The sequence below is a fragment of the Streptomyces sp. NPDC036764 genome, assembly GCF_055609385.1.
In genome coordinates, this window is the sequence record NZ_JBVJPT010000002.1 from 102,079 (window position 1) to 123,316 (window position 21,238).

16 protein-coding genes are annotated in these 21,238 nt (G+C 71.1%); 11 read left to right on the forward strand and 5 right to left on the reverse strand.

Annotated elements, in window-relative coordinates; all coding sequences use genetic code 11:
- Positions 1-125 precede the first annotated feature (125 nt).
- The 4 genes from ACZ69Q_RS12070 to ACZ69Q_RS12085 are packed head-to-tail and all read left to right on the forward strand — an operon-like array spanning position 126 to position 4,980.
- Complete coding sequence (locus tag ACZ69Q_RS12070; protein WP_471040509.1) at positions 126-1,268, forward strand: sugar ABC transporter substrate-binding protein; 1,143 nt, start codon at positions 126-128, stop codon at positions 1,266-1,268.
- Positions 1,265-2,776: a sugar ABC transporter ATP-binding protein gene (locus ACZ69Q_RS12075; protein WP_471040512.1), complete on the forward strand. Its 1,512-nt coding sequence runs from the start codon at positions 1,265-1,267 to the stop codon at positions 2,774-2,776. Before ACZ69Q_RS12070 ends, ACZ69Q_RS12075 begins: the two co-directional genes overlap by 4 nt.
- Positions 2,777-2,803: 27 nt before the next feature.
- Positions 2,804-3,940 carry an ABC transporter permease gene (locus ACZ69Q_RS12080; protein WP_471040514.1) on the forward strand — a complete coding sequence of 379 codons (1,137 nt, stop codon included), beginning with the start codon at positions 2,804-2,806 and terminating at the stop codon, positions 3,938-3,940.
- Positions 3,937-4,980, forward strand: coding sequence for an NAD(P)-dependent alcohol dehydrogenase (locus ACZ69Q_RS12085; RefSeq protein WP_471040516.1), 1,044 nt, complete (start codon positions 3,937-3,939; stop codon positions 4,978-4,980). The genes ACZ69Q_RS12080 and ACZ69Q_RS12085 overlap by 4 nt, the downstream gene beginning before the upstream one ends.
- Before the next feature lie 36 nt (positions 4,981-5,016).
- Here the strand turns inward: ACZ69Q_RS12085 and ACZ69Q_RS12090 are convergent, their stop codons facing one another.
- The 3 genes from ACZ69Q_RS12090 to ACZ69Q_RS12100 all read right to left on the reverse strand — a co-directional run bounded on the left by ACZ69Q_RS12090 (position 5,017) and on the right by ACZ69Q_RS12100 (position 7,914).
- Positions 5,017-5,814: a ThuA domain-containing protein gene (locus ACZ69Q_RS12090; RefSeq protein ID WP_471040519.1), complete on the reverse strand. Its 798-nt coding sequence runs from the start codon at positions 5,812-5,814 to the stop codon at positions 5,017-5,019.
- Between the two features lie 3 nt (positions 5,815-5,817).
- Entirely contained in the window at positions 5,818-6,582 is a 765-nt protein-coding gene (locus tag ACZ69Q_RS12095) for an SDR family NAD(P)-dependent oxidoreductase (RefSeq protein ID WP_471040522.1), read from the reverse strand.
- A gap of 93 nt (positions 6,583-6,675) precedes the next feature.
- A complete protein-coding gene (locus ACZ69Q_RS12100) occupies positions 6,676-7,914 on the reverse strand; it encodes an acyl-CoA dehydrogenase family protein (protein WP_471040525.1) in 1,239 nt (412 codons plus the stop codon).
- A 193-nt stretch (positions 7,915-8,107) separates the two neighbouring features.
- On the opposite strand from ACZ69Q_RS12100, the gene ACZ69Q_RS12105 reads away from it, so the two are divergent.
- From ACZ69Q_RS12105 to ACZ69Q_RS12135, 7 genes are all read left to right on the forward strand, one after another.
- Positions 8,108-9,646 (forward strand): AMP-binding protein, encoded by a 1,539-nt coding sequence (locus ACZ69Q_RS12105; RefSeq protein WP_471040527.1) that lies wholly within the window; start codon positions 8,108-8,110, stop codon positions 9,644-9,646.
- Positions 9,647-9,685: 39 nt separating this feature from the next.
- On the forward strand, positions 9,686-10,291 hold the full coding sequence (locus ACZ69Q_RS12110) for a histidine phosphatase family protein (RefSeq protein WP_471040530.1): 606 nt from the start codon (positions 9,686-9,688) through the stop codon (positions 10,289-10,291).
- 30 nt (positions 10,292-10,321) lie between these two features.
- Positions 10,322-11,512 carry an acetyl-CoA C-acyltransferase gene (locus tag ACZ69Q_RS12115; protein ID WP_471040532.1) on the forward strand — a complete coding sequence of 397 codons (1,191 nt, stop codon included), beginning with the start codon at positions 10,322-10,324 and terminating at the stop codon, positions 11,510-11,512.
- A gap of 19 nt (positions 11,513-11,531) precedes the next feature.
- Complete coding sequence (locus tag ACZ69Q_RS12120) at positions 11,532-12,506, forward strand: PDR/VanB family oxidoreductase (protein ID WP_471040535.1); 975 nt, start codon at positions 11,532-11,534, stop codon at positions 12,504-12,506.
- A gap of 83 nt (positions 12,507-12,589) precedes the next feature.
- The gene (gene icmF / locus ACZ69Q_RS12125) at positions 12,590-15,820 is read left to right on the forward strand and encodes a fused isobutyryl-CoA mutase/GTPase IcmF (protein WP_471040538.1); all 3,231 of its coding nucleotides are present in this window, start codon (positions 12,590-12,592) and stop codon (positions 15,818-15,820) included.
- Positions 15,821-15,846: 26 nt separating this feature from the next.
- Positions 15,847-16,707: a 3-hydroxybutyryl-CoA dehydrogenase gene (locus ACZ69Q_RS12130; protein ID WP_471040540.1), complete on the forward strand. Its 861-nt coding sequence runs from the start codon at positions 15,847-15,849 to the stop codon at positions 16,705-16,707.
- 222 nt (positions 16,708-16,929) lie between these two features.
- Positions 16,930-18,330, forward strand: coding sequence for an MFS transporter (locus ACZ69Q_RS12135; protein ID WP_471040542.1), 1,401 nt, complete (start codon positions 16,930-16,932; stop codon positions 18,328-18,330).
- Positions 18,331-18,386: 56 nt separating this feature from the next.
- Here the strand turns inward: ACZ69Q_RS12135 and ACZ69Q_RS12140 are convergent, their stop codons facing one another.
- Both ACZ69Q_RS12140 and ACZ69Q_RS12145 read right to left on the reverse strand, forming a co-directional pair.
- The gene (locus tag ACZ69Q_RS12140) at positions 18,387-20,333 is read right to left on the reverse strand and encodes a helix-turn-helix domain-containing protein (RefSeq protein WP_471040545.1); all 1,947 of its coding nucleotides are present in this window, start codon (positions 20,331-20,333) and stop codon (positions 18,387-18,389) included.
- Between the two features lie 75 nt (positions 20,334-20,408).
- On the reverse strand, positions 20,409-21,218 hold the full coding sequence (locus ACZ69Q_RS12145) for a 3-hydroxybutyrate dehydrogenase (RefSeq protein ID WP_471040548.1): 810 nt from the start codon (positions 21,216-21,218) through the stop codon (positions 20,409-20,411).
- Positions 21,219-21,238 lie beyond the last annotated feature (20 nt).

Sequence of the window (21,238 nt, forward strand, 5' to 3'; positions counted from 1 at the left end):
GTCCCGGCCCCAGCGCCCCGGGGCTCTCACCCCGGTGGCCCGCGCCGTACCCCACGTCGGCGATCGACGCAGCCCTGCATTGCCCAGCACCTCTTGCGTGCGCCACACCACGGGAGTACTCAACGATGAGTTCCAGACCCGGTCGCGCGGTCCGCCGCGCCCTCACCGCGATCGTCCCCGTCACTGCCCTGCTCACCCTGACGGCGTGCGGCAGCGGCACGACCCCGGCCGCAGACTCCTCGCAGGCGGCGGCACCCGGATCGCCCGGCCTGACGGCGGCCCGCGCGGCTCTGAAGACGTACGCGCAGCGCCCGGCCGCGATCTCCGTCACGCAGCCGGTCGGCAAGCAGATCCCCAAGGGCAAGAAGATCGACTTCATCCTCTGCGGCGTCCAGTCCTGCAAGGACCTCGCCGACTTCTTCACCGGCGCCGCGGGACAACTCGGCTGGAAGGTGAAGCAGATCGCCACCCAGGGCACGCCGGAGTCCGTCCAGGCGGCCTACGAACAGGCCGTACGCGACAAGCCGGACGCCGTCGTCGCCTCCGGTTTCCCGCGTGCCGTCTACGCCAAGCAGTTGGCACAGCTGAAGGCGGCCGGTGTCCCCGTCATCCAGTCGAACGCCGACGACGTGGTGGGCGACGGCATCTCCCTGCTGAAGAACGGGCCGAAGGACGTCGGCATCCAGGGCCGGATGCTCGCCTCATGGGTGGTGTCGAACAGCGGCGCCCAGGCCAACACCGTGTACTTCGATCTGCCGGCGTACACGATCCTCAAGCCCGTCAAGGACTCCTTCGCGGCCAACTACAAGAAGTGGTGCGCCGGTTGCGCGCTGGACAACGTCGACGTGCCGATCACCGCGGTGGGCAAGGACATGCCGGACCGCGTGGTGTCGTATCTCCGCTCACACCCGAAGGTGACCCATGTCGTCTTCTCCCTGGGCCTGCTCAACGTGGGCGTGCCCGCCGCGCTGAAGACGGCCGGCCTGACCGGCAAGCACATCGTGGTCAACGTCGGTGACGCGCAGAACTACCAGTACATCCAGAGCGGTCTCACCGACGGCGCGATGGCGCTGAACTCCCATGAGACGGCCTGGCTCCAGGTCGACGCGCTGGCCCGGCACTTCACCGGCCAGTCCATGGCCGTGGACCAGAAGGCGGCGCTGCCCAACATGCTCGTGACCAAGGACAACCTGCCTTCCGCCGACGGTGACTTCCCGATCGTCGAGAGCTACCAGAAGCAGTTCAAGGCGCTCTGGGGCCTGAGTTGACCGGGCCAGTACTGCGGGTGGCCGCCCTGTCGAAGCGATTCGGCGGCACCCAGGCACTGAGGGACGTGGATCTCGAGGTCGCGCCCGGCGAGATCCACGCCCTCATCGGGCCCAACGGCTCCGGCAAGTCCACCCTCATCAAGATCCTCGCCGGCTTCCACCACGCGGAGCCGGGTGCGGTGGCCGAACTCGACGGCGAGCCCTTCGACCTCGGCCAAGTCACGGCCTCCCGCCACGACCGGCTCCGCTTCGTCCACCAGGAGCTGGGGCTGGTGGGCGAGTTGAGCGCCATCGACAACCTGGCGCTCAGCCATGGCTTCGCCCGCACGGCGTTCGGCAACATCCGCTGGCCGGAGATGGAGAGACGCACGACCGCCCTCGTCGAACGGTTCGGTCTCGGCATCGACGTACGCCGTCCCCTGGTGACGGCGACCCCGGTGCAGCGCGCGGTGGTGGCCATCGCCGCCGCGCTGCAGGGCTGGGACGGCGGCCGCGGTGTCCTGGTGCTCGACGAGCCCACCGCCGTGCTGCCGCCCAGCGAGGTGGCCCGCCTCTTCGACATCGTGCGGGAGGTCCGCGACGCCGGCGCCGGCGTCCTGTACGTCTCGCACCGGATGGACGAGATCTTCGCGCTCGCCGACCGGGTCACCGTCATCCGCGGCGGACGCAGGATCGCCACACGCCGGGTCGCCGAGCTCACTCCGCGCTCGCTGGCGGAACTGATGGCGGGCGAGGAGACGGAGACCGACCACCGCCCGGGGCCCTCCGCCGGTCCCGCCGACCCGGTACTGGAGGTCCGTGACCTGTGGGCCGGGCCCCTGCGGGGAGTCGACCTCGACCTGGCCCGGGGTGAGCGTCTGGGCATCACCGGCCTGGTCGGCTCCGGCCACGAGGTCGTGCCGTACGTCGTGTGCGGGGCCCATGCCGGGCCGGTGAGCGGCAGGCTGCGGCTGCCGGAACGCTCCGAGCGGTGGACCGAGGCGCGTGACGCCGGCGCCCTGGGCCTTCCCCTGGTCCCGGCGGACCGGGCGGGCGAGGGAGTGATCGGCGACTTCTCGGTCGGCGAGAACCTCACCCTCCCGCTCCTGCACCGACTGCGCGCCCGGGCGGGGCGACTGCACCGGCGCCGCGAGTCCACCCTGGCGGAGGACTGGATCAGGCGGGTAGGGGTGCGTACGGCCGGACCCGGGGCGCGGATCACCACCCTGAGCGGCGGCAACCAGCAGAAGGTCGTCATGGCGCGCTGCCTGGCACAGCGCCCGCCGGTGCTGGCGCTGTGCGAGCCCACGGCGGGCGTGGACGTCGCCACCCGCCTGCAGCTTTACGACCTGATAGAGCGTCAGGCCGACGAGGGCATGGGCGTCATCGTGTGCTCCTCCGACACTCAGGATCTGCTCGCGCTGTGCACCCGCGTCCTGGTGGTGCGCGACGGCCGGATCGCACGGGAGATCAGTGGCCGGGACATCACCGAGTCCGCGCTCGTGCACGCCATGGAAGGAACCGAGTGACATGAGCCTTGGAAGGGACCCTCTGACATGACATCCACACCGACCCGGGCGGCGGAGCTACCGCCGTCCGCACCGCAAAGGTCCGCGGTGTTCGTCCCCGGGGCACTGGGCCGGCGGGCGGTGACCGCCCTGTCGTTCCGGAACATCGGCGCCGTATATGTGTGGCTGGTCATCGTCGTGCTCTTCTCCGTGTGGGCGCCGGACACGTTCCCTACCACCATCACGGTCAAGCAGGTACTGAACGGCAACGCCGTGGCCGGCCTGGTGGCACTCAGCGTCGTACCGCCACTGGCCGCACGCGTCTTCGACCTCTCGGTCGCCTACACCATGTCGCTCACCAGCGTGCTGACCGCCCGCTTCCTGGTCTCCGCCGGACTCGGTCCCGGCGCGGCGATCACCCTGGCGATGGCCGCCGCGCTGCTGATCGGAGTCGTCAACGGGATCGTGGTGGTGGTCCTGCGCGTCGACTCGTTCATCGCCACCCTGGCCACCGGCGCGCTGATCCAGTCACTGATCACCATGGTCACCAACGACAGCTCCATCACCGGTGTGCAACTGCTCGCCAAGCCGTTCGCGAGCATCGCCCAACTGGACGCGGGCGGCATCACCCTGCCGGTGCTGTATCTGCTGCTCGCCGCGCTCGCCATCTGGTTCCTGCTGGAACACACCGCCACCGGGCGCCGGTTGTACGCGACCGGCTTCAACGCCGAAGCGGCCCGGCTGCAGGGCGTGCGCACCGACCGGCTGCGCTTTCTGACCCTGGTGGCCTCCGCGCTGCTCTCCGGTTTCGCCGGCATCGTCTTCGCGTCCTCGGTCGGATCCGGCTCGCCGACCGCGGGCACCCCGTATCTGCTGTCGGCGTACGCCGCCGCCTTCGTCGGGGCGACCCAGTTGCGCGCGGGCCGCTTCAACGCCTGGGGCACGGTGCTCGCGGTCCTCCTGCTCGGCACGGGCATCACCGGACTCGGGCTCGCCACCAGCGCGCAGTGGGCCGCAAGCCTGTTCACCGGCTCGGTCCTCATCGTGGCGCTGGTCCTCACGGGTGGCCGCATCGCCCTGCCTGCCGTGCTGCGCCGTAGGAAGGGAATCCCCTCGAATGCCGGCGCCGGGACTCCCACGGAGAGCGGCACCCCGCCTGCCACCAGCAAGGAGATCCGACCATGAAGGCTGTGCAGTACCGGAGGGTGGGACACGCCCCCGAGGTCGTCGAGGTTCCCGTGCCCGAACCGGGCCCGGGCCAGGTGCTGTTGAAGGTGACGGCGGCGGGGCTGTGCCACTCCGACCTGGCGGTCATGGGCTGGCCCGAGGAGCAGTTCCCCTACCCGCTGCCGATGACGCTCGGCCACGAGGGTGTCGGCACGGTCGCGGCCCTGGGCAGCGGTGTCACGGCAGTGGCGGAGGGCGACGACGTGGCGGTGTACGGCCCGTGGGGCTGCGGGCACTGCCACAACTGCGCCCAGGGCAAGGAGAACTGCTGCCCGCGCGCCGCCGGGCTCGGCATCCTGCCGCCGGGACTCGGCTCCCCCGGTGCGCTCGCCGAGTACATGCTGGTGGACTCGCCCCGCCACCTGATGCCGCTGAACGGACTGGACCCGGTGCAGGCCGCCCCGCTCACCGACGCGGGGCTGACGCCCTATCACGCGATCAGGAAGTCACTGCCCAAGCTGGTCCCGGGCAGCACGGCGGTGGTGATCGGGGTCGGCGGCCTGGGTCACCTCGCCGTACAGCTGCTCCGCGCCCTGACACCGGCCAGGGTGGTCGCCCTGGACGTGAGCGAGGAGAAACTCGAGCTGGCACGCACCGTCGGCGCCCACGAGACGCTCCTCTCCGACGGCGCGGCGGCCCCACGGGTGCGGGAACTCACCGGCGGGACGGGAGCGGAAGTGGTGCTGGACTTCGTGGGAGCCGAGGCGACGCTCGCGGTGGCCGCGGCGTCGGTGGCGATGGCGGGCGACGTGACGATCGTCGGCATCGGCGGCGGCACCCTGGCGGTCGGCTTCGGCGGCGGGCTGCCGTTCGAGGTCTCCGCCTCGTTCCCCTACTGGGGCAGCCGCCCGGAACTCATGGAGGTCGTCGAGCTGGCGCGACAGGGGCTGGTCTCCTCCCACGTCGAGACCTTCACACTCGACGAGGCGCCGACGGCCTACGAGCGTCTGCACGCCGGCGACATCAACGGCCGCGCGGTGGTACTGCCGCACGGTTGAGCCGCGACCCGTGCAGGGCCGGCGCCCGAGCCCCGCTCAAGTGCCGGCCCGCTCCTCTGCCGGGTTTCGCCCACTCACCGTCCGCCCCACACACCGCCGCAGCACCGTCATGAACTCCGGCGCTTCCCACGGCCCGCGATCCACCCGGCCGGTGTCGTCCACGCCCAGGTCCTGTACGTCGTAACGGCCCCTGCAGTGCCCGAGGGTGAAGTAGCAGACCTCGCCGAGACCGTGCCGCTTGAGATACAGCACCGGTCGGGGCGCGGCGTCGAGGGCCGCCGTGTCACCCTCGGCGAAACCGCGGCAGGGCCCCGTGTACTCGGCATGCAGCAGCACCTCCAACTCCCCGTGCAGCTCGCACACGTACAGCTCGTCGGTGACCGTGAACGGGCCGACCCCGGCGACCAGCGGATGCTCGGGCCGGGTCACCCGCACCTCGTACGGCTCGATCGGCGGATGGGCCAGGAACTGGCTGCCGAGCACCGGCGCCAGTTCCCCCAGGAGCCGCGGGGTCGTGAACACCCGCGGTCCGTCACCCGCCGACGGCTCGATCACCGAGTTGGTGCCGTGCAGGGCGAGCCAGCGCCCGCCCCGCTCGACGAACCGGGCCAGCGCGGCCCGCTGTGCCGGGCGGGGCCGGACGTCACAGGTGTAGGTGACCAGCAGGTCGGCCTTGTCGAGCGCGGCCACGCAGTCGTAGTCCTGATACACGGTGGTGCGCACCCGTGGATGCTCACCGAGCAGCTCCAGCAGCCGAAGCCGCGCGTAGTCGAAGTCGTGCCAGCGGCCGCCGCAGACCAACACGGCGTCCAGGCGGCCGGCCGGGCCCGCCACGGCTCAGTACTGGACGCGGGTGAGCAGCCCGCCGTCCACCACGAGGTTGACCCCGACGCAGAAGGAGCCGGTCCGCCCGAGCAGGAACGCCACCGCCGCTGCTACGTCCTGCGCGGTGCCGTAACGGCCGATCGGGAGCTTGGCGAGCACCTCCTCGTACACCTCCGGGCGGCTGGTGCGGATGGTCTCCCAGGCGCCGCCGGGGAAGTCGATCGGGCCGGGCGAGACGGTGTTGACGCGGATGCCCTTCGGCGCGAGGGCGTGCGCGAGGGCCGAGGCGTGCTGGACCACGGCTGCCTTGAGCGCGGAGTACGAGTTCGCTCCGGCCGGGCGCGCGGTGTCGGAGGCGTTGGTGGTGCCGATGGCGACGACGGCGGCCCGGTCGGAGGCCTCCAGGTGAGGCAGGGCCGCCTCGACGAGTCCCGCGAACGGGATCAGGTCGCCGCGCAGGCTGGCCTCCCAGGACTCGGGGCCCTTCACGTTGCCCGCCGACACGTTGGACACCAGCAGGTCCAGGCCGCCGAGTTCACCGGCCGCGCGCTGCACGAAGCCCACGAGCGCGGCCGGGTCGGTGACGTCGACCGGTTCCGCGAACACCGTGGCCCCCTCGCCGCGCAGTTCGGCGGCGGTCTTGGCCAGTCCTTCTTCGCCCCGGGCGCACAGCGCCAGGGCACAGCCCTCGGCCGCCAGGGTGGTGGCGATCGCCCGGCCGATGCCCCGGCTCGCGCCGGTCACCAGCGCCTTCGCGCCTGTCAGTCCCAGATCCATCGATGTCACTCCTTTGTGATTGGCGAACGCGACTGCCGAATGCGATTGCCGAATGTGACTGCCGAATGCTGCTGTTGAAGAGGACCCTGCGCCTCAGTTGCCGGGAAGCTGCGAGAACGGCATGCGGTCCACCCGCGGCTCCGGCGGCAGCTTCAGCACCCGTTCGCCGATCAGGTTGCGCTGGATCTGGTCGGTGCCTCCGGCCAGCCGGTAGCCGGGGGCGCCGAGCAGGTGCTGCGCCCAGGCGAAGGTGCCCGCCTCCCCGGTGTCGGCGCTGATCCGCGCGCCCATCAGCTCGACCGCGACCTGTCCTGTGCGGGTGAGCAGGTCGGAGGCCATGAGTTTGGTCAGCGACGCCTCCGGTCCCGGCCGACCGCCGGCGGCGCTCGTCCTGGCGACGCGGTCCACGGTGGCCGCGCGCAGGGCGGCGCGTACGTACAGGTCGGCGAGGCGCTGGCGGACCAGCGGGTCCTCGGTGCGGCCGAGGGAGCGAGCGAGTGCGAGGACGTCCGCGAACGTGCCGCCCTTGCGACGGTTGCCGCCGCCGGAGGCGGTCCGCTCGAAGGCGAGCGTGGTGGTGGCGACCTCCCAGCCCTGGCCCGGTCGCCCGATCCTCAGCCGGTCCGGAACACGGACGCCGCTGAGGAAGACCTCGTTGAAGGAGGCGCCGCCGCTCATCTGACGGATGGGGCGCACCTCCACGCCGGTGGCGTCCATCGGGACCAGGAAGGCGGTGATGCCGGCCTGTTTGACCACGTCCGGGTCAGTGCGGGCGAGCAGCAGACCGTAGTCGGCGAACTGGGCGCCCGAGGTCCACACCTTCTGACCGTCGATCACCCACTCGTCGCCTTCTCGGCGGGCACGGGTGCGCAGGGCCGCGAGGTCGGATCCGGCACCGGGTTCGCTGAAGAGCTGACAGGCCAGCAGGTCGGTGCGCAGGAACGCGCGCGCGTACGTGTCACGCTGCTCGGCCGTCCCGAACAGGGAGACCGCCATGCCGACAAGGCGCACCGTGACGCTGATCAGCTCGGTGGACGGCGGCACCTCGAAGGCGGACTCCTCCTCGGCGAAGGCCGCCACGTGGGCGGCGGTCAGGCCCGCGCCGCCCTTGTCCTCGGGGAGGGTCAGTGCCTGGTAGCCGGCGTCGAAGCGGGCGCGCTGGTAGACGCGGCAGCGCCCCAGGAGCAGGCGTTCCTTGTCCTCCGGGAGGTTGTGGAACACGGCGAGGTCGGCCGCCCCTGTGGCGGACTGCGGCGCCCGCGCCGGTTCGAGCACGCCGGCCAGCCACTGCCGGACCTGTGTGCGCCATGCGTCCGGATCGGGCTGGGACATGGCTCCTCCTCGAATACTTACCAGACGGCAGTTTGAGTAACGGTGATCGGGAGTACACCGCCCCCACCTCTGGAACTTGGGAAAATGACTCCGCCTGGAACCAGAGTGTTCCGCACTTTCTTGATAAACGCTACAGTCTCCGCATCTCCTCTCCCTTCGAATCGGGAGAGGCCCAGGAGCCGCCGGAGGAGCCATGTCGCTGCTGCCATTCGACCGTCGCGCCCAGGAGACACCCGACGAGCCCGCCCTGGCGGACGACCTGGGCGTGCTGTCCTGGTCGGGCCTCGCCGACCAGGTGGCGCGGGCGACGGCACGGCTGCTGGAGCTCGCGCCCGGCCCCGACGACCGGGTCGCCGTCCTCGGCGACAACGCGATCCCGACGCTCGTGGCCCATCTGGCGGGCCTGCGTGCCGGAGTGGGGACCGTGGCCACCTCCCGGAATCTCACGTCGGGCGAACTCGTCGACCAGATCATCGACGCGGGCGTGACCGGAATCATCGCCGGACCGGTCGGCGCGGGTGCCGCCCTCGACGCGGCCCGGGAACTGGGCCTTCCGGTCGTGATGCACGGAACCCCGGCAGTGGGGCACGCCTTCGCCTGGGACGCATGGCTCGCGGCCGCGCCCGCCGGGCGCACGGCCCCGACGGACCGGCCCGCCCGGCCTCCGCTCGTCTACACCTCGGGAACCACCGGACGGGCGCGCGGCACCGAGGTGCGCTGGGTGAGCGGCCCGGTCGCCGACAGCTCCGCCTACCTCGCCGCGATGGCCTCCCGGCCGGGATTCCCGCCGGGACCGCACCTGGTGTGCGGCCCGCTGCAGCACAACGCGCCGCTGACCTCACTGCGTCACCTGGCGGCCGGTCAGCCGGTCATCGTCCTCGACAGATACGACGCGGAGACGTTCCTCAGCCGGGTGCAGAGGTGGCGGGTCTCCTCGACGGTGATGGTGCCCACCCACTTCCAACGGCTCCTCGCCCTCCCGGAAGAGGTCCGCGCCCGCTACGACGTCTCCAGCCTGCGGCAGGTCTCGCACACCGGCTCCGCGTGCCCGCCGGACGTGAAGCGAGCCATGATCGAGTGGTTCGGCCCGGTGCTGACCGAGTCGTACGGCGCCAGCGAAGCGGGAACCGTCGCCCGCATCAGCAGCGCCGAGTGGCTGGCGCACCCGGGCTCGGTCGGGCGGGTCCGGCCCCCGTTCGAGGTCCTGGTCACCGACGACGACGGGCGGCAACTGCCGCCCGGCGAACGCGGACTGCTGGCCTTCCGGGCTCCGGAGGACCAGGGCGTCCGCTACCACGCGGACCCGGACAAGACCAGGTCCGCTTATCTCTCCCCCGGCGTCTTCACGCTCGGCGACATCGGCTACGTCGACGCGAACGGCTACATCTTCATCACCGACCGGGCCGCTGACGTCGTGGTCTCCGGCGGCGTGAACCTGTACCCGGCCGAGAGCGAGGCGGTCCTGCGGCAGCATCCGGCGGTCGCCGAGATCGCGGTCATCGGCGTGCCCGACCCGGACTTCGGCGAGTCGCTGCGGGCGCTTGTCGTGGCCGCGGCGGACGCGCCGCCGGCCGAAGAGCTGGACCGGTTCTGCCACGACCGCCTCGCCGCCTACAAGTGCCCGAAGTCGTACGAGTTCGTCCCCGAGCTGCTGCGCAACGCGATGGGCAAGCTCGACAAGCGTGCGATGCGCCGCCCCTATTGGCGCTCGGAACGGACCATCGCCGGCTGAGCCGACCCGCCCGCCCCTCACGCGTACGAAGGATCACCCATGACCGAACTCCTCCTCGTCCGGCACGGTCTCCCCCTGGCGGGCGTGTTCGACCCGGGGCTGTCGCAGGAGGGCAGCGCCCAGGCGGAACGTCTCGCCGCCTGGCTCGTGCACGAGGACGTCGACGCCCTGTACACCAGCCCGTTCCAGCGTGCCCGCGAGACGGTGGCTCCCCTGGAACGCCTCACCGGCATGACCGCCACCGTCCTCGACGACCTGCGCGAGTGGGACACCGACGTCTCCCACCCCTACACGCCACCGGAGCAGATCGGCCCGGAGGATCCCCGCGCGGCGGCGCTCGCCGAGGGACGCTACGAGGACTTCGTGCCCGATCTGGACTGGGACGCCTTCCGCGCGCGTGCCGTACGGGCCATGGACACCATCCTCGACGCCCATCCCGGCAGACGGGTCGCAGCCGTCTGTCACGGCGGCATCACCAACACCTACCTGGCGACGGTGCTCGGTCTGCCGACGATGTTCTGGTTCCATCCCGGCTACACGTCCGTCAGCCGGGTGCGGCGCATGCCCGGCGGCCGGATCGTTCTGCACTCGGTGAACGAAACGGCCCACATGATCGCCCGACGTGCCGTCGACGCGGCCGCCTGACCCCGTCCCACTCCCCAGGAGGTCCCGGCCATGCCCGGATCCGTCATCGTCGCCGGAGCAAGGACGCCCATCGGCAGACTCATGGGCGCCCTGAGCACGGTGTCCGCCGTCGACCTCGGCGCCCACGCGATCGGCGCGACGCTGGCCGCCGTGCACCTGGACCCGGCAGCCGTGGAAGCCGTCGTCATGGGCCATGTCGTGCAGGCCGGGGCCGGCCCCAACCCGGCACGGCAGGCCGCGATCCGCGCCGGCATTCCGTTCTCCGTCCCCGCGAGCACCGTCAACAAGCTCTGTCTGTCCGGTCTGCACGCCATCGCCCTGGCCGACCTCGTGATCGCCTCCGGCCGTCACGAGGTGGTCGTCGCCGGCGGCATGGAATCCATGTCGGGCGCCCCGCACCTGCTGCGCGGATCACGCACCGGATGGAAGTACGGTGCCACCGCCGTCGAGGACGCCCTCGACCGCGACGCCCTCGTCTGCGCCTTCGACGGCGTGTCCATGGGAGCGGCCACCGAGCGGTACCAGCAGCCGTACGCCATGACGCGCGAGGAGCAGGACGCGTACAGCGCGCTGTCCCATCAACGGGCCGCCCAGGCGCAGGAGTCGGGTGCGCTGTCCGAGGAGATCGTCCCGGTCACCGTGGGCGGGCGCCGGGGCGAGACGGTGGTCGACACCGACGAAGGCGTACGGCCGGGGAGCACCGCAGAGGGCCTGGGGCGGCTCAAGCCGGCCTTCTCGGGGGCAGGCACGATCACCGCGGGCAACTCGTCACAGCTTTCCGACGGCGCCGCAGCCGTCGTCGTGATGAGCGCGGAGCGCGCCCGCCGGGAGGGCCTGACCCCGCTCGCCGAGATCGGCGCCTACGGCACGGTCGCGGGCCCCGACCCCTCACTGCTCGTCCAGCCGGCCGGGGCGGTCCACGACGCCCTGTCCCGGGACGGCCGGCTGAAGTGCGCCGATCTGGACCTGTTCGAGATCAACGAGGCGTTCGCCTCGGTGGCCCTGGATTCCGTACGGGAGCTGGACATCCCCCTGGACAAGGTGAACGTCAACGGCGGCGCGATCGCGCTCGGGCACCCGGTCGGCATGACCGGAGCCCGGCTGGTGCTGACCCTCGCGACCGAACTGCGACGGCGCGGAGGCGGCAGCGGAGCAGCGGCCCTGTGCGGGGGCGGCGGCCAGGGCGACGCGCTGCTGCTTCATGTGCCGACGCAGGCCTGACCCCCGGAGCTGACTCACCATGAACGACCGACTGCCCGCCTGGACGACCCTCACCGTGGCGACCCGCACCCCCGCCGCCGACGGCGTCGTCTCCCTCACCCTGCGCCGCCCCGACGGCGGTGTCCTTCCCGCCTGGGCTCCGGGCGCCCACATCGACGTACTCCTGGACGGCGACGACGGTGAAGAGGGCGGCCTGATCCGCCAGTACTCCCTGTGCGGCCACCCGGCCGAGCATGCGGCCTGGCAGATCGCCGTGCTGCACGAGCCGCGGGGCCGGGGCGGTTCCGCGTACGTCCACGACCATCTGCGCGAAGGCACCACCGTGCGGGTCCGCGGACCGCGGAACAACTTCCCGTTGCGGCCCGCCGCACGCCATCTGTTCATCGCCGGCGGCGTCGGCATCACGCCCATCCTTCCCATGGTGGAGGCCGCCGAGGCCGCGGGAGACGACTGGCTTCTGCTGTACGGCGGCCGCACCCGCACCTCCATGGCGTTCCTCGACCGCCTCGCCCCGCACGGGGACCGCGTGCTCATCCGTCCGCAGGACGAGTACGGCCTGCTGGACCTCGCCGCCCACCTCGGCGCACCCGAGGAGGGCACCCTGGTGCACGCCTGCGGTCCCGAACCCCTGCTGCTGGCGGTGCAGGAGCAGTGCGCGGGCTGGCCCCCCGGCACGCTGGGCGTCGAGCGGTTCGCCCCGACGCAGCCGAACGGGTCCGGCCCGGCCGGGGCCTTCGAGCTGGAGCTCGCTCGTTCCGGGCTCACCCTCACCGTGCCGTCGGACCGCTCGGTACTCGAAACCGTCGAGGAGGCAGGCGTCGCGGTCGACTTCTCGTGCCGGGAAGGCACGTGCGGCACCTGTGAGACGGACGTACTGGACGGCAAACCCGACCATCGCGACTCGCTGCTGAGCGAGGACGAGCGGGCCGCCGGCGACACCATGCTCATCTGTGTCTCCCGCTCGTGCGGGCCTCGCCTGGTCCTCGACCTGTGACGGCGATCACCTCCAGCAATTTACTAGGACGTCCTAGTATCTCTGGCGTCAGTAATACCCCCGCTCCGTCCGGGAAGGCCCTCATGAGCGATCTGCACCGTCCCGTGCACCCTGTTCGCCTGGTCACCGCTTCAGCTCTGTTCGACGGGCACGACGCGTCGATCAACATCATGCGGCGGATCTTCCAGTCCCAGGGTGCCGAGGTGATCCACCTGGGCCACAACCGGTCGGTACGGGAGGTCGTGGACGCGGCGCTGGAGGAGGACGCACACGGCGTGGCCGTCTCGTCCTACCAGGGCGGGCACGTCGAGTACTTCGAGTACCTGGTCGAGTCGCTGCGCGCGCAGGGCGCCGGCCACATCCGCGTGGTGGGCGGCGGAGGGGGCGTCATCGTGCCCGACGAGATAGCCCGGCTGCGTAACGGCGGGGTGACCATCTTCTCCCCGGAGGACGGCCAGCGGATGGGGCTGGCCGGGATGGTCAACTCGGTGGTGCGGGACTGCGACTTCGACCTCTGGGACGGCAAGCCGGCCGACGCTGCCGCAGTACTGGCCGGTGACCGGTTCGCGATCGCCCGCGCCATCACCGGTGCGGAACTCGGCAAACTGCCCCCGGAGTTCCTCGCACAACTGCGTGCCACGGCTGCCGCCGGGTCGGTTCCGGTGCTCGGCATCACCGGCACCGGTGGTTCGGGGAAGTCGTCGCTGACCGACGAGTTGGTGCGCCGGTTCCGTGTCGACCAGCAGGACAAGCTGCGGATCGCGGTGATCGCGGTCGACCCGACCCGGCGCCGCGGCGGTGGCGCCCTGCTCGGTGACCGGATCCGGATGAACTCCCTGGACGGCAGCCGGGTCTTCTTCCGCAGCCTGGCCACCCGCGGCAGCCGCGAGCTGCCCGAGCACCTCGCGGACGTGATCGACGTCGTGAAGGCCGCCGGGTTCGATCTGGTGATCGTGGAGACGCCGGGCATCGGCCAGGGCGACGCGGCGATCGTGCCGTTCGTCGACACCTCGCTGTACGTGATGACGCCGGAGTTCGGTGCCGCCTCGCAGCTCGAGAAGATCGACATGCTCGACTTCGCCGACGTGGTGGCGATCAACAAGTTCGAGCGGCGCGGCGCCAAGGACGCGCTGCGCGACGTGGGCCGCCAACTCGTCCGCAACCGCGAGGCGTTCGGGATGCGGCCCAAGGACATGCCGGTGTACGGCACCTCGGCGGCCACGTTCAACGACGACGGCGTCACCGCGCTGCACCAGCACCTGAAGGCCGCCCTGGCCGAGAAGGGACTGCCGCTGTCGGAGGGCGCGTTGGCGCCGGTCGACATTCGCCACTCCTCCGGCATCCGGCAGGTGGTTCCCGCGGACCGGGTGCGCTACCTCGCCGAGATCACCGACACCGTCCGCGCCTACCACGGCGAGACCGCCCAACTGGCCGAGGCGGCACGGCGGGTGCAGCGCCTGGACGCGGTCCGGGGCGAGCTCGTCGAGGCCGGCTCCGACGCCGAGAACGTGCAGTCACTGCTCGACGAGGCCCGCAGGCGGCTCCCGCACGACATCAGCGAGCAGATCGAGAACTGGCCCGCCGTCATCGCCGCCTACTCCGGCGACGAGCAGGTCGTGAAGGTCCGTGACAAGGAGATCCGCACCAAGCTGACCCGCGAGTCGCTCTCCGGCAACAAGATCCCCCGAGTCGCCCTGCCCCGCTTCACCGACCACGGGGAGCTGGTGCGGTTCTGGCGCGGGGAGAACCTGCCCGGCCACTTCCCCTTCACCGCCGGGGTGTTCCCCTTCAAGCGTGACGGTGAGGACCCGGCGCGGATGTTCGCCGGCGAGGGCGACCCGTTCCGCACCAACCGCCGCTTCAAGCTGCTCTCCGAGGGCCAGCCCGCCACCCGCCTGTCCACCGCCTTCGACTCCGTCACCCTCTACGGCCGCGACCCCGACGAACGCCCCGACATCTACGGCAAGGTCGGCACCTCCGGAGTCTCGGTGGCCACGCTGGAGGACATGAAGGCGCTCTACGACGGCTTCGACCTGGTCGCGCCGACGACGTCGGTGTCGATGACGATCAACGGGCCCGCGCCGACCATCCTGGCCTTCTTCCTCAACACCGCCGTCGACCAGCGACTCGACCGCTTCCGGGCCACCGAGGGCCGCGAACCGTCGCCCGAGGAGGCGGCCGAGCTGCGGGCGCACGCGCTGGCGAACGTGCGAGGCACAGTCCAGGCCGACATCCTCAAGGAGGATCAGGGCCAGAACACCTGCCTGTTCTCGACCGAGTTCTCCTTGCGGATGATGGCCGACATCCAGGAGTGGTTCATCGAACAGAAGGTCCGCAACTTCTACTCGGTGTCCATCTCCGGCTACCACATCGCCGAAGCCGGCGCGAACCCCATCAGCCAGCTCGCCTTCACCCTGGCCAACGGCTTCACCTACGTCGAGGCCTACCTCGCCCGGGGCATGCACATCGACGACTTCGCCCCGAACCTGTCGTTCTTCTTCTCCAACGGCATGGACCCCGAGTACTCCGTCCTCGGCCGCGTGGCCCGCCGTATCTGGGCGGTCGCGATGAAGGAGAAGTACGGCGCGGGCGAGCGCAGCCAGAAGCTGAAGTACCACGTCCAGACCTCGGGCCGCTCGCTGCACGCCCAGGAGATGGACTTCAACGACATCCGCACCACCTTGCAGGCCCTCATCGCGATCTACGACAACTGCAACAGCCTGCACACCAACGCCTACGACGAGGCCGTCACCACCCCCACCGAGGAGTCGGTCCGCCGCGCCCTGGCCATCCAGTTGATCATCAACCGGGAGTGGGGCCTGGCGATGAACGAGAACCCTCTGCAGGGGTCGTTCGTCATCGATGAACTCACCGACCTGGTCGAGGAGGCCGTCCTGGAGGAGTTCGAGCGGATCAGCGAGCGCGGCGGCGTGCTCGGCGCGATGGAGACCGGCTACCAGCGCGGCCGTATCCAGGACGAGTCGATGCTCTACGAACAGCGCAAGCACGATGGCACCCTGCCCCTCATCGGCGTCAACACCTTCCGCAACCCCCACGCCGACATCGCCGAGCCCGGCGTCATCGAACTCGCCCGCGCCACCGAGGAGGAGAAGCACTCCCAACTGGCGCGCGTACAGGACTTCCAGGCCCGACACCAGGAGCCGGCCCACGCCGCCCTGGCTGCCCTCAAGGACGCGGCGGTGGGCGGCGACAACGTCTTCGCCGTCCTCATGGACGCCGCCCGCGTCTGCTCGCTGCAGCAGATCACCGACGCCTTCTTCGAGGTCGGCGGCCAATACCGCCGCAACGTCTGACCACCACTGACCGGATAGGACATCACATGGACTCCGTCACCCGTCTCGGCGTCGTCGGCTGCGGCCTCATGGGCTCCGGCATCGCCGAAGTCGCCGCCCTGGGCGGCCTCGACGTCCGTGTCGCCGAAGCCACCCCCGACGCCGTCGAGGCAGGCCGCCGTCGAGTCACCGCCTCCCTCGACCGAGGCGTGCAGCGCGGCAAGATCACCGAGGAACAGCGCGACCAGGCGCGCGCCCGGCTCTCGTTCACCCACGACCTCGGTGACCTGTCCGACCGTCAATTCGTCGTCGAGGCCGTCGCCGAGAACCGCGAGATCAAGACCGACGTCCTGCGCTCCCTGGACAAGGCGGTCGAAGACCCCGCGGCGGTCCTGGCCACCAACACCTCCTCCATCCCCGTCGTCGATCTCGCCGTCGCCACCGAGCGGCCCGGCCAGGTCATCGGCATGCACTTCTTCAACCCCGTTCCGGTACAGAGGTTGGTCGAGCTCGTTCCCGCCCTCACCACCAGCCCGGACACCGTGCAGCGCACCCGCGACCTGGCCACGCAACTCGGCAAGCAGCCCATCCAGGCACCCGACCGCTCCGGCTTCGTCGTCAACGCCCTCCTCGTGCCCTACCTGCTCAGCGCGGTCCGGATGGTGGAGTCCGGCGGCGCCCGGCCCCAGGACATCGACCAGGGCATGGAACTCGGCTGCGCCCACCCCATGGGCCCGCTCCGCCTGCTCGACCTGATCGGCCTGGACACCGCCCAAGCCGTCGCCGAGTCGATGTACGAGGAGTTCAAGGAACCGCTGTACGCCCCGCCGGCACTACTGCGCCGCATGGTCGCCGCAGGCCACCTCGGCCGTAAGAGCGGCCGCGGCTTCTACGCGTACGACGCCTGAACAAAGGCCGGCCGCCCACAAAGCCCGAGCCTGCCCAGTACCGTCGCGACGCTACGTGATGGGTACAAAACTCCTCACTCGGACTTCGAAGTGAAGGCATAGGGGGTGCACGCATACTCCACCCCCGAACTATGTAGTCCCACCACATGTCCGCCTGACCTGCCTCTTCCTACGGTGTGCCGACACGTACCCGTCCCCATCGCACACGAGGAAGTGGCGCACATGGCCTCCGCAGCATCCGCTCCACCGACGCCCGGCACCCCCGCCAGTCTCAAGCGCATCGTCGCCGCCAGCCTCATCGGCACCACCATCGAGTGGTACGACTTCTTCCTCTACGGATCGGCCGCCGCCCTCGTCTTCAACAAGCTGTTCTTCCCGGACTCCGACCCGCTCGTCGGCACCCTGCTGTCGTTCCTGACCTACGCCGTCGGGTTCGCCGCACGGCCGCTGGGGGCGCTTGTCTTCGGGCACTACGGAGACCGGCTCGGGCGGAAGAAGCTGTTGGTGTTGAGCCTGTTGCTGATGGGTGGGGCGACCTTCGCGATCGGGCTTTTGCCGACGCACGCGACCATCGGATCCGCGGCGCCCGTACTGCTGACCGTGCTGCGGCTGGTGCAGGGCTTCGCTCTCGGTGGTGAGTGGGGCGGCGCCGTGTTGCTGGTGTCGGAGCACGGGGACGCGCGACGACGCGGGTTCTGGGCCTCGTGGCCTCAGACAGGTGCACCCGCCGGCCAGTTGCTCGCGACCGGCGTGCTGTCGCTGTTGACCGCCGTGCTGTCGGACAGCGCCTTCGGCAGTTGGGGCTGGCGGATCCCGTTCCTGCTCTCCGGTGTGCTGGTGATCGTCGGTCTGTGGATTCGTCTGTCTGTCGATGAATCGCCTGTGTTCAAGGAGGCGTTGGCGCAGGCGGAGGCGCGCAAGACCACGCATGCGGCAAAGGCCGACGCCGAGAAGCTGCCGCTGGTCTCCGTGCTGCGGCACCACTGGCGAGACGTGCTGGTGGCGATGGGTGCGCGCATGGCGGAGAACATCAGCTACTACGTCATCACGGCGTTCATCCTCGTCTACGCCACCACGTCGGCCGGCGTCTCCAAGCAGACGGCGCTCAACGCGGTCCTCATCGCCTCGGCCGTCCACTTCGCGGTCATCCCGGGCTGGGGCGCACTGTCGGACCGGATCGGGCGCCGTCCCGTCTATCTGCTGGGCGCGGCCGGGATCGGACTGTGGATGTTCCCGTTCTTCTCACTCATCGACACGGGCAGCTTCGGCAACCTGCTCCTCGCCGTGACCGTGGGACTGGTGTTCCACGGCGCCATGTACGCACCCCAGGCCGCCTTCTTCTCCGAGATGTTCGCGACCCGGATGCGCTACTCCGGAGCCTCGATCGGCGCCCAGTTCGCCTCCGTCGCGGCGGGCGCGCCGGCCCCGCTGATCGCCACCGCGTTGCTGGACGCCTATGGCAGTTCCACCCCGATCGCCCTCTACGTCATCTCCGCGGCCGTCCTGACGCTGGTCGCGGTCGGTGTCGCCAAGGAGACCCGCCACCGGGACCTGGCCGACGTCGAGCGCCCGGCGGGTGCGGAGCCTGCTGAGGCCCGGCCTGCGGACGCGCACACCGTCTGACGGTCCGCCCGTAAGGCCCTGGGAATCGGCTCCCGTACGCCCCGTGCGTGCGGGGGTCAGCGCTGTGCCGGTGCCGACAACCGGTGCAGACGCAGGGCCAGTTGGATCTCGAGGACCCGCGCGGGGCTCTGCCAGTCGGCGCCGAGGAGGCGGCCGACACGCTCCAGGCGCTGCGCGACCGTGTTCACGTGGACGTGCAGTTCGTCCTTCGTGCGGGCCGGGCTCATGCCGCAGGCGAAGTATGCGTCGAGGGTTTGCAGCAGATCGGTGCCGCGCCGTTCGTCGTAGGCGACGACGTGGCCGATCGTACGGTCGACGAAGCCCGCGATGTCCCGGTCTCCGGCCAGCAGCAGCCCGAGGAACCCGAAGTCCTCGGCTGCGGCACCGTCCCCTGAGCGGCCCAGCAGCCGCAGCGCGTCGAGGCAGCGCCGGCTCTCCTCGTAGGCGGCGGCCACGGCGTCCGGGTGGGCCGCCGGCTGCTCCACCGGAGCGGAGGCTCCGACGGTGACCGACTCCTGGACGGCCGTCCCGAGGTGCCGGGCGGTCCGGCGGGCCACTGCGGTGGCGCTCTCCCCTGCTTCGAGGGGCAGGACCAGTACCGTGCCGCCGTCACGGGCGGCGGCCAGGCCGTGCCGGGTCGCGGCGAGGTGGGACGCGGCGGACCACAGGCGTCTGCGGGCGGCCGCCTCCTGGTCGGCGTCGACCGTCGCTACGTCGAGGCGGGCGGCGAGGACGACGTGCGTGGCGTCGAGGTCGGCGTACAGCCGCGCGGCGCGCTCGCGCAGCAGCCGTGGGTCGCGGTCGCGGGCGTCGAGCAGATCGTCCAGCAGCTCGCCCCGTACGCGCTGTTCGGCCTCGGCCGCCGAGCGGCGGGCGAGCAGGAGAAGGGAGGTGACCGTCGCGGCCCGCTCCAGTGTGCTCTGGTCGACGGGGTCGAGGCCTGGGTGGCCGCGCAGCACCAGTGCGCCGAGGAGTTCACCGCCTGCGACCACGGCGGCGATCCAGTCGTCGCCGTGCCGCACCGCGTGGCCCTCTGCGCGGGATGCCTCCAGGGCCTTGGCCGGTGTGGCGGCCGCCTGGGTGAACTCGACCGTGCCATCGAGGACTTGCGAGACGGCGGCGGCCACGTCGTGCACCCCGCCGCCGTGCAGCACGAGTTGGGCGAGCCGGTCGTGCACGGCCGAGGCCCGTTCGATGACCCCGCTGCGGTCCCGGATGATCTCGTTGGCCCGCTCCAGGTCGGCGAGGGCCGAGCGGGTCTCGGTGAGCAGGTTCGCGGTGTCGATGGCGGCCGCGGCGAGGGCGGCGAAGGAGCCGAGCAGCGCGATCTGCTCCCGCTCGAACACCCGGGCCCGCCGGTCCGCCGCGAAGAGGACCCCGATGACATGGTGCCCGAGCGTCAACGGCACTCCGAGGATGGCGACCAGCCCCTCGTCCCGCACACCGGCGTCGATGGAGAGGGTGTGCTGGAACCGGTCGTCCTTGAAGTAGTCGTCGGTGACGTAGGGGCGGGCCGTCTGCGCGACGAGTCCGCCCAGACCCTCGCCCATGCCGAGCCGCAACTGCTGGAAGCGGGCGGCGACCGAGCCCTCCGTCACCCGCATATAGGTGTCGCCCCGGGCCGGGTCGTTCAGGCTGAGATAGGCCACGTCCGTGCCGAGCAGGGACCGGGCGCGCTGCACGATCGCCTGGAGGACGGCGTCCAGGTCCCGCAGGCCGGCCAGGTCGTGGGCCGTCTCGAACAGGGCCGACAGCTCGGCCTCGCGTCTGCGCCGCCCCTCCAGCTCGGAGCGGACACGCAGCGCGAGCAGCTTGGCCTGTTCGAGGGCGACGATCCATTCGGTGGATCTGCCCTCGGCACGGGCGAGCAGCACGGGCTGCTCATAGGCGTCGGCGGACGCGCCCCTGGCCAGCAGCTCGAGGAACGGTGCCTCGGCGCTGCTCAGGGGCGCTCCGGCATCGGATGGCGAGCGCTGGGCGGGGTGCATGTGATCGCGGGGCATGCCGACAGGATTGCTCATCACACCGCCACCCCGTCAGCCCTGTGGATAACTCGGAATCCGGCCGGCCCCGGCCGGTCAGTGCGCGGTCCAGCCACCGTCGAGCACGAGCGAGGTACCGGACACGAAGGACGCGCGCGGGCTGCACAGGTACGCCACGGCCTCGGCGACCTCCTCCGGTTCGATGAGCCGCTTGACGGCGCTGTCCTGCAACATCACTTCGGACAGCACCCGCTCCTCGGGGATTCCGTGCGCCCTGGCCTGGTCGGCGAGCTGTTTCTCGACCAGTGGGGTGCGCACATAGGCGGGGTTCACACAGTTAGAGGTGACGCCATGTGGTGCGCCTTCCAAGGCAGCGGTCTTGGAGAGTCCCTCCAGGCCGTGTTTGGCGGCCACATAGGCCGACTTGAAGGCCGATGCGCGCAGCCCATGTACGGAGGACACATTGACGATGCGGCCCCAGCCCTGCCCGTACATATGTGGCAAGGCACCACGAATGAGCCGGAACGGCGCCTCCAGCATCACGGTGAGCACCGTGTGGAAGACGTCGGGCGGGTACTCCTCGATGGGGCGCACCAGTTGCAGCCCGGCGTTGTTCACGAGGACGTCGGTGCCGGCGGCGGCGAGTTCCGCCGCGTCCAGATCGGTGAGGTCGAGGGCGTGCGGCTCGACGGCTCCCGCGAGCCCGCGGGCCCGCTCGGCGAGCTCCTCCAGGCCGGCTGCATCCCGGTCGACCGCTCTTACCTTGGCCCCCGCCGCCGCGAGCCGAAGCGCACACGCGCGTCCGATGCCACCGGCGGCTCCGGTCACGAGGGCTGTGCGGCCGCCGAGGTCGAGCGGGGACGGCAAGGACGAGCCTTGCGCCGGGAGGATGCTGGGCGGGGTCATGGCTCGACCCTAGGCAGCGC